The sequence below is a fragment of the Streptomyces sp. NBC_01255 genome, assembly GCF_036226445.1.
In the GTDB taxonomy this organism is placed as follows: Bacteria; Actinomycetota; Actinomycetes; order Streptomycetales; family Streptomycetaceae; genus Streptomyces.
In genome coordinates this window covers 5445626-5460170 of the sequence record NZ_CP108474.1, presented here as the reverse complement: position 1 = coordinate 5460170, position 14545 = coordinate 5445626, and the positions used below count along the sequence as shown (strand labels likewise).

Here is a 14545-nt window from a genome sequence, read left to right as displayed (position 1 = left end):
CCCGGGCGTGTCGCCCGCGGCCGGGAGGGGTCATCCCTTGCTTCTGCGGGAGGACGCGGCGATCAGCCCGACCACCGCGACGGCCACGAGCGCCACCGGCACCACCCGCTCCAGGCGGGGGGCGCCGTCCTCGTGGGTGAAACGGGCCTTCACGTCCGAGACGACCCGGTTGACGGCGACGAAGGCGCGGCCGGCGGTCTGGTCGACCGTCGAGGCGACCTTGGCCTTGGCGTCCCCGATGATCGTCTTCGGGTGCACCCGAATGCCGATCTCGTCGAGAGTGACGGCGAGCTGCTCGCGCCGGCGGACGATGTCCGCCTCGATCTGCGCAGGGGTCCTGGCGTCCGACACCGCGCTGCCTCCGTAGTCGTGTATCCGGTCGTTGACGGACAGTCTGTCAGCTCCACCGCCGATGAGCCGCGCCCGACCCCCAATAGCCGACCCCCATTAGGCTCTGGAGGCGTACGCGAACACCCCCGAGGAGAGCCATGAGCGAGCGACTGCAGCCCGGCGACACCGCCCCCGCCTTCACCCTGCCCGACGCGGACGGCAACGAGGTCTCCCTCGCGGAGCACAAGGGCCGCAAGGTCATCGTCTACTTCTACCCGGCGGCCCTCACCCCCGGCTGCACGAAGCAGGCCTGCGACTTCACCGACAACCTGGACCTGCTGACGGGCGCGGGCTACGACGTCATCGGCGTCTCCCCCGACAAGCCGGAGAAGCTGGCGAAGTTCCGCGAGAAGGAGAACCTGAAGGTCACGCTGGTCGGCGACCCGGAGAAGACGACCCTGGAGGCGTACGGCGCCTTCGGCGAGAAGAAGCTCTACGGCAAGACGGTGACGGGCGTGATCCGCTCGACGATCGTCGTCGACGAGGACGGCAACGTCGAACACGCCTTCTACAACGTGAAGGCGACGGGCCACGTAGCCAAGATCATCAGGGACCTGGGCATCTGAGCCCAGCCCTCCGCCGAGAACGGCCCGCACCGCTGACTGAAGCGGCGCGGGCCGTTCCGCATTTCGGGTGTGACCGTCCGATATTCGACTCGTTAGCCCGTACGAGGCCACGAACGGGTGGCCGGATCGGAGGGGGCCCGATGGGGACGAGCGCGTACACGCAGGAACGACTCGAAGCGGCGGCACGGGGAGCACGGACGCTGACGGAGGCGCTGGAGCGACTGGAGGTGGATCCGAAGAGCCCGACGCGACGGTACGTACGGGAGCGGATGCGGAAGCTGGGGGTGGACATCTCGCACTTCGAGCGGGAGGGGACCCGCTGGGCCCGTGAAGTCCTGGCGGAGGCCGTAGCCGCCTCGACGAACATGTGCGAGGTGCTGCGACGACTCGGAGTGGAGGTCGTCGGCGGGCAGCACACCCACATCAGCCGGCGGATCAAGGCGTACGGCATCGACACCTCGCACTTCCATGCACCGTCCCGGCGGGGAAAGCCCTGGCGCCCCCGGACCGTCGAGGCTCTGCTCATCGAGCAGACCGGCCCGCAGACCCGACGAGTCCCGAGCGACCGGATCGCCTGGGCGATGACGGAGTCGGGGGTACATAAGGAGTGCGCAACGTGTGACACAGGGGCTGTATGGCGCGGCCGACCGCTCCCTCTGGAGGTCGACCACATCGACGGCGACTGGCGCAACAACCGGATCGAGAACCTGCGGTTTCTCTGCCCCAACTGCCACTCGGCAACCGACAACTACCGGGGGCGCGGCAGGAGGCGGCCCTCGTGACCAGCGGCCCGCGATACACCCGCGAGCGATTGACCGAAGCCGCCGCGCGATGCTCGAACATGGACGAGGTCGTCGCTTTCTTCGACTCGCCGCCGTACGGCAACCTCCGCCGCTACCTGCTGAAGCGCTTCGATCACTACGGAATCGACGTCTCGCACCTCATCCACCGGAAGCGGCGCGGCGGACAGCCTCCTCGCCCAGCGCCGGGCGAGTTGAGGCAAGCCGTCGACCAGGCCATCTCCGCGGCCGGCGCCCTCCGCATCCTGGGCAGGCCCTGCACGGGACAGATGCGCACGCTGTTCCAGCAATGGGCCGAGGAGGACGGTCTCAGTACGTCCCACTTCCTGGGGCAGGCACACCAGCGGGGAAAGCAGGGGCCCACTACGGTCAGGCCACCCGAGGACATTCTTGTGCGCCACGACCGGGGGCGCCGGACCAGAAGTCACCTGCTCCGGCGAGCGCTCCACGAGTCCGGCGTCCCCGAGGAGTGCGCCGACTGCGGCGTCGGCACCAAGTGGCTCGGCAAGCCCATGACTCTGGAGGTCGACCACATCAACGGGGACTGGGGCGACGACCGAATCGAGAACCTGCGGCTTCTCTGCCCCAACTGCCATGCGACCACGAACACCTGGTGTCGAGGAGGCAAGCGGTCGGCCGGGAGTTAGCACACCCAGAACGCAGCAGCCGCACGCCCGCTACCATGACAGACAGGCGGCCGTAGCCAAATCGGTATCGGCGGGTGTTTTAGGGGCATCTGGGAGAAATCCTGTGTGGGTTCGAATCCCACCGGCCGCACCAACCTAGCAATCGAAGGCCCGGTTCGAATCACAAGCGAACCGGGCCTCGCCGTACCCCCTCAGCCCAGCAGCTCCCGCACCACCGGGACCAGCGCACGGAACGCCTTGCCTCGGTGGCTGATGGCGTTCTTCTCCGCCGGGGACAGCTGCGCGCAGGTCACCTCGTGGCCCTCCGGCTGGAGGATCGGGTCGTAGCCGAAGCCGTTCGTGCCGACCGGGGTGTGGCGGAGAGTGCCCCGCATCCGGCCCTCGACCACGCGTTCCGTGCCGTCCGGGAGGGCCAGGGCCGCCGCGCAGGCGAAGTGGGCGCCTCGGTGCTCCTCCGCGATGTCGGCGAGCTGGGCCAGGAGGAGGTCCAGGTTCGCCCGGTCGTTGCCGTGGGTGCCGGACCAGCGGGCCGAGAAGATGCCGGGGGCGCCGTTCAGGACGTCGACGCACAGGCCGGAGTCGTCGGCGACGGCCGGGAGGCCGGTGGCCTGGGCCAGGGCGTGGGCCTTGAGGAGCGCGTTCTCGGCGAAGGTGACGCCGGTTTCCTTGACGTCGGGCACGTCGGGGTACGCGTCCGCGCCGACGAGTTCGAGGTCGAGGCCCGCGTCGGCGAGGATCGCGTGGAGTTCGGTGATCTTGCCCGCGTTGCGGGTGGCGAGGATCAGACGGGTCATGCCATGGATTATCCCGGGTCAGCCGGGGGTGCAGACCTTCGCTACTTCGGCGGCCCCGTCCGTGATCGGCTGGATGTCCGGCGTGGTGTCGCCGTTCTTCACCGCCGTACGGACGGACTCGACGCCCTTCGTGAGGTCGTCCACCGCCTTCGCGAGGTCGGCATTGTCCGTGGTGTCCTTGAGGTTGCCGAGCTCGGTGTTGATCGAGTTCAGGGACTCCTCGATCTGCGTCGGGTCGTTCGAGGCGTTGGAGACGGCCTGCTGGAGCTTGTCGACCGACGTGGCTATCGCGTCGGCGGTCTTGACGCAGTCCATGGCGGTGTCGAGGGCTCCGCAGCCGCTCAGGACGGTGGTGAGCGCGGCGGCCGTGGCCACGGCGAGTGCGAGTCGGCGCTTCAAGGCATCCCCTAAATACGAGCAGACGGACAGACGGACGGGCGGGCGCACGGAGCCTATCCGTACGTCCGCCCGTCATGACGCAGCGAGGGGTCAGAGGGTTCCTTCGAGCGCCTTGCGCTGGATCTCTGCCAGTTCGGCGCAGCCGCCGGAGGCGAGGTCGAGGAGCGCGTTGAGCTCCTTGCGGTCGAAGGGCTCGGCCTCGGCGGTGCCCTGGACCTCGACGAAGCGGCCGTCGCCGGTGCAGACGACGTTCATGTCGGTGTCGGCGCGGACATCCTCCTCGTAGCAGAGGTCGAGGAGGGGGACGCCGTCGACGATGCCGACGGAGACGGCTCCGACGGTGCCGACGAGGGGCTGGCGGCCGGCCTTGACGAGCTTCTTGCCCTGGGCCCAGGCGACGGCGTCGGCGAGGGCGACGTACGCGCCGGTGATGGCGGCGGTGCGGGTGCCGCCGTCGGCCTGGAGGACGTCGCAGTCGAGGACGACGGTGTTCTCGCCGAGGGCCTTGTAGTCGATGACGGCGCGCAGCGAGCGGCCGATGAGGCGGGAGATCTCGTGCGTGCGGCCGCCGATCTTGCCGCGGACGGACTCGCGGTCGCCGCGGGTGTTGGTGGCCCGGGGCAGCATCGAGTACTCGCCGGTGACCCAGCCTTCGCCGCTGCCCTTGCGCCAGCGCGGGACGCCTTCGGTGACGGAGGCGGTGCAGAAGACCTTGGTGTCGCCGAAGGAGATGAGGACGGAGCCCTCGGCGTGCTTGCTCCATCCGCGTTCGATGGTGACGGGGCGGAGCTGTTCGGGGGTACGGCCGTCGATACGAGACATGGGTCGAGGGTATCGGGACATGAGGGAGTGCCTGTTCTCCCGTGACTAGGGCCTGTCCGGCGGATCAGGGTCGGATAGGTCGCGGCGTCTGGTGCGGTGCATCGCAAGGCGCCGGAGCGCACTAATAGCGGAGCTATTCGGGCGTTTCGGCAACGCGGCGAGGTGCCGTGCCAGACGCCGCGGCCCCGGCCATGATCCGCCGGACAGGCCCCAAGGGTCCGTCCATGACGAAGGGCCCGTTCCCCTGCCGGAACGGGCCCCTGTCGGTGCGAGTCGGTCGCTCGCACCAGGTCTCACATCAGGTCTTCGATCTCCGCGGCGATCGGGTCCGCGTCGGTGCCGATGACGACCTGGATGGCGCTGCCCATCTTCACGACGCCGTGGGCGCCGGCGGCCTTGAGCGCGGCCTCGTCGACGAGCGCGGGGTTGACGACCTCGGTGCGCAGCCGGGTGATGCAGCCCTCGACCTCTTCGATGTTGTCGATGCCGCCGAGCCCGGCGACGATCTTCTCAGCCTTGGTGGCCATGTGTTTCTCCCTGTCCGTTCCGTTCGCGCGAGCGCGAATCTCGGCGCACCTGTGGTCCGCTTTGTCACGGTAACCCACGGTTGGCCCAACTTCGCGAGCGAGTGCCGCCGTTCTGCCGAATGATGACGATCACCGGCGGCCTGTCCTCAGCGGGCTCCCGGAGCCTATCGCAACTGGTCTACACCAGTGTGCACGAGACGCGGACCCGGCTTGATCCGGGCAGGGAGGACGCCGATGAGTACGGACAGCGCCGCGGCGCGGCCGCAGAAGTCCCTGTGGGGCGGGCTCTTCCAGGGGCTGCAGAAGATGGGGCGCAGCCTTCAGCTCCCCATCGCGGTGCTGCCGGCGGCGGGCATCATCAACCGGCTCGGCCAGCCGGACGTCTTCGGTGCGGAGGGTCTCGGCTGGGACAAGGTCGCCGCGGTGATGGCGGGCGCGGGCGGCGCCCTGCTCGACGGCAACCTCGGTCTGCCGATGCTGTTCTGCGTCGGTGTCGCGATCGGCATGGCGAAGAAGTCGGACGGCTCGACCGCGCTCGCGGCCGTCGTCGGCTTCCTCGTCTACTACACGGTCCTGCGTCAGTTCCCGAAGGACTGCCCCACGGGTACGAGGGACATCGGCGGCGGCTGCCTGGCGCCCGGGGAGGCCTTCGCGGCCTACACGTACCAGAACCCCGGCGTCTTCGGCGGCATCGTCGTGGGCCTGCTCACCGCGTACCTGTGGCAGCGGTACCACCGGACGAAGCTGGTCGACTGGCTGGGCTTCTTCAACGGCCGCCGTCTCGTGCCGATCATCATGACGTTCGTGGCGATCGCGTTCGCCTCGCTGTGCCTGTGGGTCTGGCCGCCGATCGGTGAGGGTCTGGAGAACTTCAGCGACTGGCTGGTCGGACTCGGCTCGTGGGGTTCGGGCATCTTCGGTCTGGCGAACCGGGCGCTGCTCGTCATCGGCCTGCACCAGTTCCTGAACGTGCCCATCTGGTTCCAGTTCGGCACGTACGAGAAGCCGGACGGCACGGTGGTCCACGGCGACATCCCCATGTTCCTGGCGGGCGACCCGAACGCCGGCCAGTTCCTGACGGGCTTCTTCCCGATCATGATGTTCGCGCTTCCGGCGGCCGCGCTGGCGATCACCCACTGCGCCAAGCCGCACCGGCGCAAGGAGGTCGGCGGCATGATGCTGTCGGTCGCGCTGACCTCGTTCGTCACCGGCATCACCGAACCGATCGAGTACTCGTTCCTCTTCATCGCGCCGGTGCTGTACGCGATCCACGCGGTGCTGACGGGTGTCTCGATGGCGGTGACGTGGGCGTTCGGCGTGAAGGACGGCTTCAGCTTCTCGGCAGGTCTGATCGACTACGTGATCAACTGGGGCCTCGCGACGAAGCCGTGGCTGATCATTCCGATCGGTCTCGCCTTCGCGGTCGTGTACTACGCGATCTTCCGGTTCGCGATCACCAAGTTCAACCTCCAGACGCCCGGCCGTGAGCCGGACGAGGTCGGGGACGAGATGGAGCGGGAGAACGTCAAGTAGCGCTGCGGTCACCCTGCAGAGGCTGAACGATTCAGGGCTTTCGTCCCCCTTGTAAGGCCCACAAAAGGCCCCTGGACCTGACGGTTCGGGGGCCTTATGTCGTGCATTTCCGGCTATGGCTGAGCACACAAAATTCGCAGGTTCCTTATCTAAGTCTCACGTGCTAAAACTGGTCTACACCACTGATTGGTGTAGACCACGCGGTCCAGACCACCGCGTTCCACGAGACGTCGCCTCCCCCCGTGTTCACTGTCCCTGGCGGCGCCTTGCCTTACTGGAGGAAGTTGATGAGTACGGCCACCGCCCAGGCCGCCGCTCCCGCGAAGAAGCGCGGATCCGGCCTGTTCCAGGGCCTGCAGAAGGTCGGTCGCAGCCTGCAGCTGCCGATCGCCGTTCTGCCGGCCGCGGGTATCTTGCTCCGTCTCGGCCAGCCCGACGTGTTCGGCGCCGAAGGTCTCGGCTGGGACAAGGTCGCCTCTGTCTTCGCCACGGCCGGTGACGCGGTCTTCGCCAACATGCCGCTGCTGTTCTGCGTCGGCATCGCGATCGGCTTCGCGAAGAAGGCCGACGGCTCGACCGCGCTCGCCGCGCTGGTCGGCTTCCTGGTCTACAAGAACGTGCTGACCGCGTTCCCGACCGCCGAGGCCGTCGTCAACACGACCGCGAACAAGGGTGTCGACGTCGCCGCGACGTACAACGACCCCAAGGTCTTCGGCGGCATCATCATGGGTCTGCTCGCCGGTGTGATCTGGCAGCGGTACCACCGCACCAAGCTGGTCGACTGGCTCGGCTTCTTCAACGGCCGCCGTCTCGTCCCGATCATCATGGCCTTCGTCGGCACCATCATGGGTGTCGTCTTCGGTCTCCTCTGGGAGCCCATCGGTGGCGTCATCACCGACTTCGGCAACTGGATGACCGGCCTCGGCGCTCTCGGCTCCGGCGTCTTCGGCGCGATCAACCGTGGTCTGCTCCCGGTCGGCATGCACCAGTTCGTGAACACCGTCGCCTGGCAGGAGATCGGCTCCTTCACCGACTCCACCGGTGCCGTCTGGCACGGCGACCTGCCGCGCTTCTTCCACGGTGACCCGTCCGCCGGTCAGTTCATGTCCGGCTTCTTCCCGATCATGATGTTCGCGCTGCCGGCCGTCGCCCTGGCGATCACCCACTGCGCCCGCCCCGAGCGCCGCAAGGTCGTCGGCGGCATGATGTTCTCGCTCGCCCTGACCTCGTTCGTCACGGGCATCACCGAGCCCATCGAGTTCGCGTTCATGTTCCTGGCGCCCCTGCTGTACGTGATCCACGCGGTGCTCACCGCCGCCTCGATGGTCATCACCTCGGCCCTCGGCGTGCACCACGGCTTCACCTTCTCCGCCGGTGCCCTGGACTACTTCCTGAACTGGACGTACGCGTCCAAGCCGTGGCTGATCATCCCGATCGGACTCGCCTTCGCGGCGATCTACTACGTGGTCTTCCGCTTCGCGATCACCAAGTTCAACATCATGACCCCGGGCCGCGAGCCCGAGGAGGAGATCGAGGACCTCACCAAGGCGTGATCCTCACCCGTACCAAAGGGAAGGCCCCGGAACCGACAGGTTCCGGGGCCTTCCCCGTAGGTACAGAGGGAGTACAGAGGTGTCAGATCGCGTAGACCGCGCCCGGGCGCGCCAGCTCCGACGGGCCCTTGTAGACCTCGCGCGCGTCCGCCAGGTTCTGCTCGCCGTCCGTCCACGGGGGGATGTGGGTGAGCACCAGCCGGCCGACACCGGCCCGGGTCGCCTGCGCCCCGGCCTCGCGGCCGTTGAGGTGGAGGGCCGGGATGTCCTCCTTGCCGTGGGTGAAGGAGGCCTCGCACAGGAAGAGGTCGGTGCCCTCGGCGAGCTTGTGCAGCGCGTCGCAGACCCCGGTGTCGCCGGAGTACGTGAGCGAACGGCCGCCGTGCTCGATGCGGATGCCGTACGCCTCGACCGGGTGGCACACCTTCTCCGTGCGGACGGTGAAGGGGCCGATCTCGAAGGCGGCCGACTTCAGCGTGCGGAAGTCGAAGACCTCGCTCATCGCGGTGGGCGAGGGGGTGTCGTCGTACGCCGTGGTCAGCCGCTGCTCGGCGCCCTCCGGTGCGTAGACGGGGATCGCGTCGCAGCGCCCGCCCTCGTGCCGGTAGTAGCGGGCGACGAAGTACCCGCACATGTCGATGCAGTGGTCCGCGTGCAGATGGCTGAGGAAGATCGCGTCGAGGTCGTACAGACCGATGTGTCGTTGCAGCTCGCCGAGGGCGCCGTTGCCCATGTCGAGGAGCAACCGGAAGCCGTCGGCCTCGACGAGGTAGCTCGAACAGGCCGAATCCGCGGACGGGAACGACCCGGAGCAACCGACGACGGTGAGCTTCATGGAGCGTGAACCTCCGTGGACGGGTGCGGAAAGCGCGCTGAGGGAGGGGGAGGCTGTGCGGTCTGTCGAGCGTAAGGCGCACGTGGGCCTGTCGCTCCTTCGTGGCGGCCCGTTGTGGGCGAACTCACGGGCTCTGTCACCGGTTCGGATGGATGGCGGGGCGCCACGGCGGAGTGGGGCGCGCGCCGGTACCGTCTTGAGGTATGGACACGTCATGGTGGCCCGCGCTGGCCGCGGTCGTGGTGATCGCGCTGGTCGTGGTGGTCGCCGGTGGGCGGAAGAGTTCGTCGGGAAGGCCCTCGGGTCGGAGGCCTTCGGGCCGGAGGCCCGCGGAGCGGACCCGGCCGCCCGGTCGGCCTGCGGGGCCGAAGGCCAAGGCTCCGTCGCGGCTGCCGCGGGCGGGGGAGATCTGGTGGGCGGACGTGCCCTTCGAGGACGGGCCCGGTTCGAAGGACCGGCCGTGTCTGGTGCTCGTGCTGCGGGGTGACAGTGCGCTCGTCGCCAAGATCACCAGCAAGTACCACGACGAGCGGCCGGGCGTGATCGCGCTGCCGCCGGGGGCGGTGGGCGACGCTCAGGGGCGGCCGAGCTTCCTGGAGACGGACGAGCTGCGGGACGTTCCGATGGCGGACTTCCGCCGGAGAGCGGGAACGGCGGACCCGGTCGTGTGGGACCAGGTCCGCCATCTCGCGCGGTGAGGGACCGTACTTACGCCCAGAGCTGGCCCTGGACCGTCTTGATCGCCTCTTCGGTCGTCGCGGCCGTGTAGAGGCCGGTCGACAGGTACTTCCAGCCGCCGTCGGCGACGACGAAGGCGATGTCGGCGCTCTCGCCGGCCTTGACCGCCTTGTTGCCGACGCCGATGGCCGCGTGCAGGGCGGCGCCCGTGGAGACGCCCGCGAAGATGCCCTCCTGCTGGAGGAGTTCGCGGGTGCGGGTGACCGCGTCGGCGGAGCCGACGGAGAAGCGGGTGGTGAGGACGGAGGCGTCGTACAGCTCGGGTACGAAGCCCTCGTCGAGGTTGCGCAGGCCGTAGACGAGGTCGTCGTAGCGCGGTTCGGCGGCGACGATCTTGACGTCGGGCTTGTGCTCGCGCAGGTAGCGGCCGACGCCCATGAGCGTCCCCGTCGTGCCGAGGCCGGCGACGAAGTGGGTGATCGAGGGGAGGTCGGCGAGGATCTCGGGGCCCGTGGTGGCGTAGTGGGCGCCCGCGTTGTCCGGGTTGCCGTACTGGTACAGCATCACCCAGGACGGGTTCTCGGCGGCGATCTCCTTGGCGACGCGTACGGCCGTGTTCGATCCGCCCGCCGCGGGGGACGAGACGATCTCCGCGCCCCACATGGCGAGCAGCTGGCGCCGCTCCTCGCTGGTGTTCTCGGGCATGACGCAGACGATGCGGTAGCCCTTGAGCTTGGCGGCCATGGCGAGGGAGATGCCGGTGTTGCCGCTGGTCGGCTCCAGGATGGTGCAGCCGGGCGTGAGCCGGCCGTCCTTCTCCGCCTGCTCGATCATGTGGAGCGCGGGGCGGTCCTTGACCGAGCCGGTCGGGTTGCGGTCCTCCAGCTTCGCCCAGATGCGGACGGTGTCCGAGGGCGAGAGCCGGGGGAGGCGGACGAGCGGCGTGTTGCCGACCGCCGCCAGCGAGGAGTCGTAGCGCATGTGGATCAGACCATGCCGCCGGCGACGGCCGGCAGGATCGTGACGCTGTCGCCGTCGGTGAGCTTGGTGTCGATGCCGTCGAGGAAGCGGACGTCCTCGTCGTTCAGGTAGACGTTGACGAAGCGGCGGAGCTTGTCGCCGTCGACGATGCGGGCCTCGATGCCGGTGTGGCGGGACTCCAGGTCGGCGAAGAGGTGGGCGAGGGTGTCGCCGCTGCCCTGGACGGCCTTCTCGCCGTCGGTGTAGGTGCGGAGGATGGTCGGGATGCGGACCTCGATGGCCATGGCGTGGGCTCCTGTCGGAAGTGGCGTGATCGGCGCGTGGCGGGGGCCCCCGCGCGGAGGGGGGTCGTACGGGAGTGCGCTCGATGTCGCGTGGGGTCGCTCAGAGCGCAGCGCGGGACGTACACATCGCGCTGGAGAGGCGGCACAGGTCGACGTGCAGGCGTGCCACGAGCAGGGGTGTGCCCGGAGTCTCTTCGCTCACGTCGTGGGAAACCATGGGCTCATCGTATCGATTCCCGGTCCGGGTTCCGGAATGTGATCTCACATGGTGGTCAGTTTCTGACCGCCTACCGGACTGTGCAGGTAGAGGACGGTCGGGCTGCCGGTCCTCGGGTGCGGGATGACCTCGGCGTCCACCCCGTAGACGGCGGCGAGGAGCGCGGGGGTGAGGATCTCTTCGGGGGTGCCTCCGGTGACGACCCGGCCCTCCACCAGGACGTAGAGGCGGTCGCAGTACGCCCCCGCGAGGTTGAGGTCGTGCAGGGCGAGCAGGTTGGTGGTGCCCAGGGTGCGGACGAGGCGCAGGATGTCGAGCTGGTGGCGGATGTCCAGGTGGTTGGTGGGCTCGTCGAGGACGAGGAGGGCCGGGTCCTGGACGAGGGCGCGGGCGACCAGGGCGCGCTGGCGTTCGCCGCCGGAGAGGGTGGGGAACGCGCGGTCGGCGAGCTCGGTGAGGCCGACGCGGGCGAGGGCGGCGTCGGCGCTCTCGCGGTCGGCGCCGGTGTCGCCTTCCCAGAACCGTTTGTGCGGGGAGCGGCCGAGGGCGACCAGTTCGCGGACGGTGAGTTCGAACTCGGTGGCGCTGTCCTGCGGGACGGTGGCGACGCGGCGGGCGCGGGCCTTGGGGCCGAGGGCGTGGAGGTCGTCGCCGTCGAGCGTGGCGCGGCCGGCGGTGGGGACGAGGGTCCCGTACACGCAGCGCAGAAGGGTGGTCTTGCCGCTGCCATTGGGGCCGATGAGGCCGACGGTCTCGCCGGGGCGGACGGTGAGGTCGGCGGAGCGGAGGCGTTGCCCGTACGAGAGTCCGTGGAGCCGCAGTTCGGTCATCGGAGTGCTCCTTCGGTCACAGGGGTGCTCCTTCGGGGCGTCGGCGCATCAGCCAGAGGAAGAGCGGGCCGCCGATGAGCGCGGTGAGGACGCCGACGGGGAGGTCCTGGGGCGCGGTGACGGTCCGGGCGCCGAGGTCGGCGAGGACCAGGGCGACCGCACCGCCGAGCGCGGCGACGGGCAGGAGGCGGCGGTGCGGGGCGCCGACGGCGAGCCGGGCGGCGTGCGGGGCCATGAGTCCGATGAAGCCGACGGCTCCGCTGGCCGCGACCATGACGGCGGTGACGAGGGAGACGAGGACGAAGACGGTGGCGCGGAAGCGGGCGGTGTCGAGGCCGAGGACGGTGGCGCCCTCCTCGCCGACGAGGAGCAGGTCGAGCGGGCGGGAGAGGGTGAGCAGGAGGCCGATGCCGAGGGCCAGGACGGCGGTGGGCAGGACGAGGGTGTCCCAGCGGGCGCTGCCGAGGCCGCCGAGGGACCAGTACAGCGCCTCACGGAAGTGCTCGGGACGGCCGGCGGCGGCCAGGATCAGGGTCGTGAGGGCGGAGAGGATGTACGAGACGGCGACTCCGGCGAGGACGAGCCGGGCGCCGGTCATGGTCCCGCCGCGGCGCGCGAGCCCGTAGACGAGGACGAGGGCGAGGAGGGCGCCGGCGAAGGCCCCGCCGGGCAGGGCGATGGTGGTGGTCACCCCTCCCCCGATGCCCAGGACCAGGACGAGGACGGCTCCGGCGGAGGCGCCGGAGGAGATTCCGAGGAGGAAGGGGTCGGCGAGCCGGTTGTTGACGAGGGCCTGGAGGACGGCGCCGACGACGGCGAGCCCGGCGCCGACGACCACGCCGAGCAGGACCCGGGGCAGCCGGACGTCGAGCACGATCGTGCGGTACGGGGAGGGGCCCGCCTGCCCGGTCAGGGCGTCGAGCACCTGGCCGGGCGGGATGCGGACGGAGCCGAGGGCGAGGGAGGCGATCCCCGCGAGGGCCAGGGCGAGGGCGAGTCCGGCGACGACGAGGACGTACCGCGACGTCCCGGAGGCCGGCGCGGCCGTCGCCTTGGCCCGGTCGAGGACCGCGGTCACCGGGCCGGGTGGAGCTGGGCGGCGAGCTTGTCGACGGCGGCGGGGACCCGGACGCCGAGGACGGTGTCGGAGAGGGGCATGACGGCGAACCGGCGGTTCTTGACCGCGGGGACGTCCTTCAGCGCCGGGTCGTCGAGGAGCCGCTTCTTCTTCTGTTCGACGGTGATGGAGCCGTAGTCGTAGATGACGATGACGTCGGGCTTGCGGTCGACGACCTGTTCCCAGGTGGCGTCGCCGAAGGCCTTGTCGAGGTCGGCGAAGACGTTCCGGCCGCCGGCCCGGGTGATGAGGTCGTTGCCGATGCCCTTGCCGCCCGCCGTGAACGCGGTCTTGTCGCCGCTGTCGTAGACGAAGACGGAGACCGGCGGGGTGCCCTTGAGGCGCTTCTCCGTGGCGGTGACGGTCGTGCGGGCCTCGCGGATCCAGGTCTCGGCCCGGTCGGGGACGCCGAAGGTCCGGCCGACCTCGCGGACTTCGCGGTAGAGGTCGTCGACCGAGGGCGAACCGGACGGGCAGTACTCGGTGTTGAGGCGGGTGGCGATGCCGGAGCGCTTGAGGTCGTCGCGGCTGCGGCCGTCCTTGGCGTCGAAGGCGGAGGCGTAACCGCCGTACACGAAGTCGGGGTTCGCGGCGAGGAGGGCCTCCTTGGAGGGGTACTCCTTGGCGACGACGGGGACGGTGTCGTAGGCCTTCTTGTACGCGGGGAGGACCGCGTCGTCGAGGTAGGCGGTGCCGACGAGCGACTTCTCCAGGCCGAGGGCGAGCATCACCTCGGTGACGTGCTGGTTCATGGTGACGACGCGCTTCGGCGGGGCCTTGTAGGTGGCCTTCACGCCGCAGTTGTCGACGGTGTACGGGAATCCGGGTGCGGGCTTCGCCGAGGGGGTCTGCTCCGCGGGGGCCGAGCAGGCGGCGAGGAGCGGGACGAGAGCGAGCGCGGGCAGCAGGGCACGGCGGGGCCGGGTCACGACGGAATGCCTCCTCCGGGGATTTCCACGTCCCCGATCGGTGGTGAGAGGCGGCAGGTCAGTTCCTGGCTCCCGGCGCCCGAAGGCGCCGGTCACAGTGGCGGGACCGCACCGGATTCGTACCGGTTTCCTGGGTCCTGCCGCCCGTTGGTCCGGGTCAGTGTCTCACCCGGGCCCGTCCGCCTCGGCCTGGTAGGCCTCGACGACCTTGACCTCTTCCTCGGTCACGACGCCCTCGACGATGGTGAAGGAGCGGAACTGGAAGGGGCCGGCGCCGTCGGTGTCGGCGGTGGAGACGAGGACGTAGTGGGCCTGCGGCTCGTTCGCGTACGAGATGTCCGTGCGGGACGGGTAGGCCTCGGTGGCGGTGTGCGAGTGGTAGACGACGACGGGCTCCTCGTCCCGGTCGTCCATGTCGCGGTAGAGCTTGAGCAGGTCCGCGGAGTCGAACTCGTAGAAGGTGGGCGAGCGGGCGGCGTTCAGCATGGGGATGAAGCGCTCGGGGCGGCCGCTGCCCTCCGGGCCCGCGACCACGCCGCAGGCCTCGTCGGGGTGGTCCGCGCGGGAGTGTTCCACGATCTGGTCGTACAGGGCCCGGGTGATGGTCAGCATGCCGACAGGATAAGCAGACGGGCCGTCCCGT

19 protein-coding genes, 1 tRNA gene and 1 riboswitch are annotated in these 14545 nt (G+C 69.7%); of the genes, 7 read left to right on the top strand and 13 right to left on the bottom strand.

Features of this window, described 5'->3' with window-relative positions; translation table 11 throughout:
• Positions 1-30 precede the first annotated feature (30 nt).
• A complete protein-coding gene (locus tag OG357_RS24755; RefSeq protein ID WP_329623236.1) occupies positions 31-351 on the bottom strand; it encodes a DUF3618 domain-containing protein in 321 nt (106 codons plus the stop codon).
• A 137-nt stretch (positions 352-488) separates the two neighbouring features.
• On the opposite strand from OG357_RS24755, the gene bcp reads away from it, so the two are divergent.
• The 4 genes from bcp (at position 489) to OG357_RS24735 (ending at position 2536) form a co-directional block, all read left to right on the top strand.
• Positions 489-956, top strand: a complete 468-nt coding sequence (bcp, locus tag OG357_RS24750) for a thioredoxin-dependent thiol peroxidase (protein ID WP_329623235.1) — start codon at positions 489-491, stop codon at positions 954-956.
• A 140-nt stretch (positions 957-1096) separates the two neighbouring features.
• Positions 1097-1738, top strand: coding sequence for an HNH endonuclease signature motif containing protein (locus OG357_RS24745; protein ID WP_329623234.1), 642 nt, complete (start codon positions 1097-1099; stop codon positions 1736-1738).
• A complete protein-coding gene (locus OG357_RS24740; protein ID WP_329623233.1) occupies positions 1735-2403 on the top strand; it encodes an HNH endonuclease in 669 nt (222 codons plus the stop codon). Before OG357_RS24745 ends, OG357_RS24740 begins: the two co-directional genes overlap by 4 nt.
• 46 nt (positions 2404-2449) lie before the next feature.
• Positions 2450-2536, top strand: a tRNA-Leu gene (locus OG357_RS24735).
• A gap of 58 nt (positions 2537-2594) precedes the next feature.
• Here the strand turns inward: OG357_RS24735 and rdgB are convergent.
• From rdgB to OG357_RS24715, 4 genes are all read right to left on the bottom strand, one after another.
• Positions 2595-3197 (bottom strand): RdgB/HAM1 family non-canonical purine NTP pyrophosphatase, encoded by a 603-nt coding sequence (rdgB, locus tag OG357_RS24730; protein ID WP_329623232.1) that lies wholly within the window; start codon positions 3195-3197, stop codon positions 2595-2597.
• Between the two features lie 18 nt (positions 3198-3215).
• Positions 3216-3596 carry a hypothetical protein gene (locus OG357_RS24725; RefSeq protein WP_329623231.1) on the bottom strand — a complete coding sequence of 127 codons (381 nt, stop codon included), beginning with the start codon at positions 3594-3596 and terminating at the stop codon, positions 3216-3218.
• 90 nt (positions 3597-3686) lie between these two features.
• Positions 3687-4418, bottom strand: coding sequence for a ribonuclease PH (gene rph / locus OG357_RS24720; protein WP_267043843.1), 732 nt, complete (start codon positions 4416-4418; stop codon positions 3687-3689).
• Positions 4419-4711: 293 nt separating this feature from the next.
• The gene (locus OG357_RS24715; protein WP_329625685.1) at positions 4712-4984 is read right to left on the bottom strand and encodes a PTS glucose/sucrose transporter subunit IIB; all 273 of its coding nucleotides are present in this window, start codon (positions 4982-4984) and stop codon (positions 4712-4714) included.
• A gap of 195 nt (positions 4985-5179) precedes the next feature.
• Between OG357_RS24715 and OG357_RS24710 the strand changes: the two genes are divergently transcribed.
• Together OG357_RS24710 and OG357_RS24705 are read left to right on the top strand one after the other, a co-directional pair.
• Complete coding sequence (locus OG357_RS24710; RefSeq protein WP_329623230.1) at positions 5180-6478, top strand: PTS transporter subunit EIIC; 1299 nt, start codon at positions 5180-5182, stop codon at positions 6476-6478.
• A 287-nt stretch (positions 6479-6765) separates the two neighbouring features.
• On the top strand, positions 6766-8031 hold the full coding sequence (locus OG357_RS24705) for a PTS transporter subunit EIIC (protein WP_329623229.1): 1266 nt from the start codon (positions 6766-6768) through the stop codon (positions 8029-8031).
• A gap of 82 nt (positions 8032-8113) precedes the next feature.
• Here OG357_RS24705 and OG357_RS24700 read toward each other — a convergent pair whose 3' ends face one another.
• A complete protein-coding gene (locus OG357_RS24700; RefSeq protein WP_329623228.1) occupies positions 8114-8866 on the bottom strand; it encodes an MBL fold metallo-hydrolase in 753 nt (250 codons plus the stop codon).
• A 203-nt stretch (positions 8867-9069) separates the two neighbouring features.
• Here OG357_RS24700 and OG357_RS24695 point away from each other — a divergent pair, with 203 nt between their 5' ends.
• Entirely contained in the window at positions 9070-9564 is a 495-nt protein-coding gene (locus OG357_RS24695; RefSeq protein WP_329623227.1) for a type II toxin-antitoxin system PemK/MazF family toxin, read from the top strand.
• Between the two features lie 10 nt (positions 9565-9574).
• Here the strand turns inward: OG357_RS24695 and OG357_RS24690 are convergent, their stop codons facing one another.
• The 7 genes from OG357_RS24690 to OG357_RS24660 all read right to left on the bottom strand — a co-directional run bounded on the left by OG357_RS24690 (position 9575) and on the right by OG357_RS24660 (position 14514).
• A complete protein-coding gene (locus OG357_RS24690) occupies positions 9575-10525 on the bottom strand; it encodes a PLP-dependent cysteine synthase family protein (protein WP_329623226.1) in 951 nt (316 codons plus the stop codon).
• A 5-nt stretch (positions 10526-10530) separates the two neighbouring features.
• A complete protein-coding gene (locus OG357_RS24685; RefSeq protein ID WP_329623225.1) occupies positions 10531-10809 on the bottom strand; it encodes a MoaD/ThiS family protein in 279 nt (92 codons plus the stop codon).
• 100 nt (positions 10810-10909) lie between these two features.
• Complete coding sequence (locus OG357_RS24680) at positions 10910-11026, bottom strand: putative leader peptide (protein ID WP_329623224.1); 117 nt, start codon at positions 11024-11026, stop codon at positions 10910-10912.
• 44 nt (positions 11027-11070) lie between these two features.
• Complete coding sequence (locus OG357_RS24675; RefSeq protein ID WP_329623223.1) at positions 11071-11856, bottom strand: ABC transporter ATP-binding protein; 786 nt, start codon at positions 11854-11856, stop codon at positions 11071-11073.
• A gap of 16 nt (positions 11857-11872) precedes the next feature.
• Positions 11873-12934, bottom strand: a complete 1062-nt coding sequence (locus tag OG357_RS24670; RefSeq protein WP_329623222.1) for a FecCD family ABC transporter permease — start codon at positions 12932-12934, stop codon at positions 11873-11875.
• Positions 12931-13902: an ABC transporter substrate-binding protein gene (locus tag OG357_RS24665; RefSeq protein ID WP_329623221.1), complete on the bottom strand. Its 972-nt coding sequence runs from the start codon at positions 13900-13902 to the stop codon at positions 12931-12933. The genes OG357_RS24670 and OG357_RS24665 overlap by 4 nt, the downstream gene beginning before the upstream one ends.
• Positions 13903-13941: 39 nt before the next feature.
• A riboswitch (cobalamin riboswitch) is annotated at positions 13942-14058 on the bottom strand.
• Between the two features lie 9 nt (positions 14059-14067).
• Positions 14068-14514, bottom strand: a complete 447-nt coding sequence (locus OG357_RS24660; protein WP_329623220.1) for a M67 family metallopeptidase — start codon at positions 14512-14514, stop codon at positions 14068-14070.
• Between the last annotated feature and the right edge of the window lie 31 nt (positions 14515-14545).

What these genes read in the sequence shown, in the direction of transcription:
- bcp (WP_329623235.1), top strand. Translation starts at nt 489, where the DNA reads ATGAGCGAGCGACTGCAGCCCGGCGACACCGCCCCCGCCTTCACCCTG.
- OG357_RS24745 (WP_329623234.1), top strand. Translation starts at nt 1,097, where the DNA reads ATGGGGACGAGCGCGTACACGCAGGAACGACTCGAAGCGGCGGCACGG.
- rdgB (WP_329623232.1), bottom strand. Translation starts at nt 3,197, where the DNA reads ATGACCCGTCTGATCCTCGCCACCCGCAACGCGGGCAAGATCACCGAA.
- rph (WP_267043843.1), bottom strand. Translation starts at nt 4,418, where the DNA reads ATGTCTCGTATCGACGGCCGTACCCCCGAACAGCTCCGCCCCGTCACC.
- OG357_RS24710 (WP_329623230.1), top strand. Translation starts at nt 5,180, where the DNA reads ATGAGTACGGACAGCGCCGCGGCGCGGCCGCAGAAGTCCCTGTGGGGC.
- OG357_RS24705 (WP_329623229.1), top strand. Translation starts at nt 6,766, where the DNA reads ATGAGTACGGCCACCGCCCAGGCCGCCGCTCCCGCGAAGAAGCGCGGA.
- OG357_RS24700 (WP_329623228.1), bottom strand. Translation starts at nt 8,866, where the DNA reads ATGAAGCTCACCGTCGTCGGTTGCTCCGGGTCGTTCCCGTCCGCGGAT.
- OG357_RS24695 (WP_329623227.1), top strand. Translation starts at nt 9,070, where the DNA reads ATGGACACGTCATGGTGGCCCGCGCTGGCCGCGGTCGTGGTGATCGCG.
- OG357_RS24690 (WP_329623226.1), bottom strand. Translation starts at nt 10,525, where the DNA reads ATGCGCTACGACTCCTCGCTGGCGGCGGTCGGCAACACGCCGCTCGTC.
- OG357_RS24685 (WP_329623225.1), bottom strand. Translation starts at nt 10,809, where the DNA reads ATGGCCATCGAGGTCCGCATCCCGACCATCCTCCGCACCTACACCGAC.
- OG357_RS24680 (WP_329623224.1), bottom strand. Translation starts at nt 11,026, where the DNA reads ATGGTTTCCCACGACGTGAGCGAAGAGACTCCGGGCACACCCCTGCTC.
- OG357_RS24675 (WP_329623223.1), bottom strand. Translation starts at nt 11,856, where the DNA reads ATGACCGAACTGCGGCTCCACGGACTCTCGTACGGGCAACGCCTCCGC.
- OG357_RS24660 (WP_329623220.1), bottom strand. Translation starts at nt 14,514, where the DNA reads ATGCTGACCATCACCCGGGCCCTGTACGACCAGATCGTGGAACACTCC.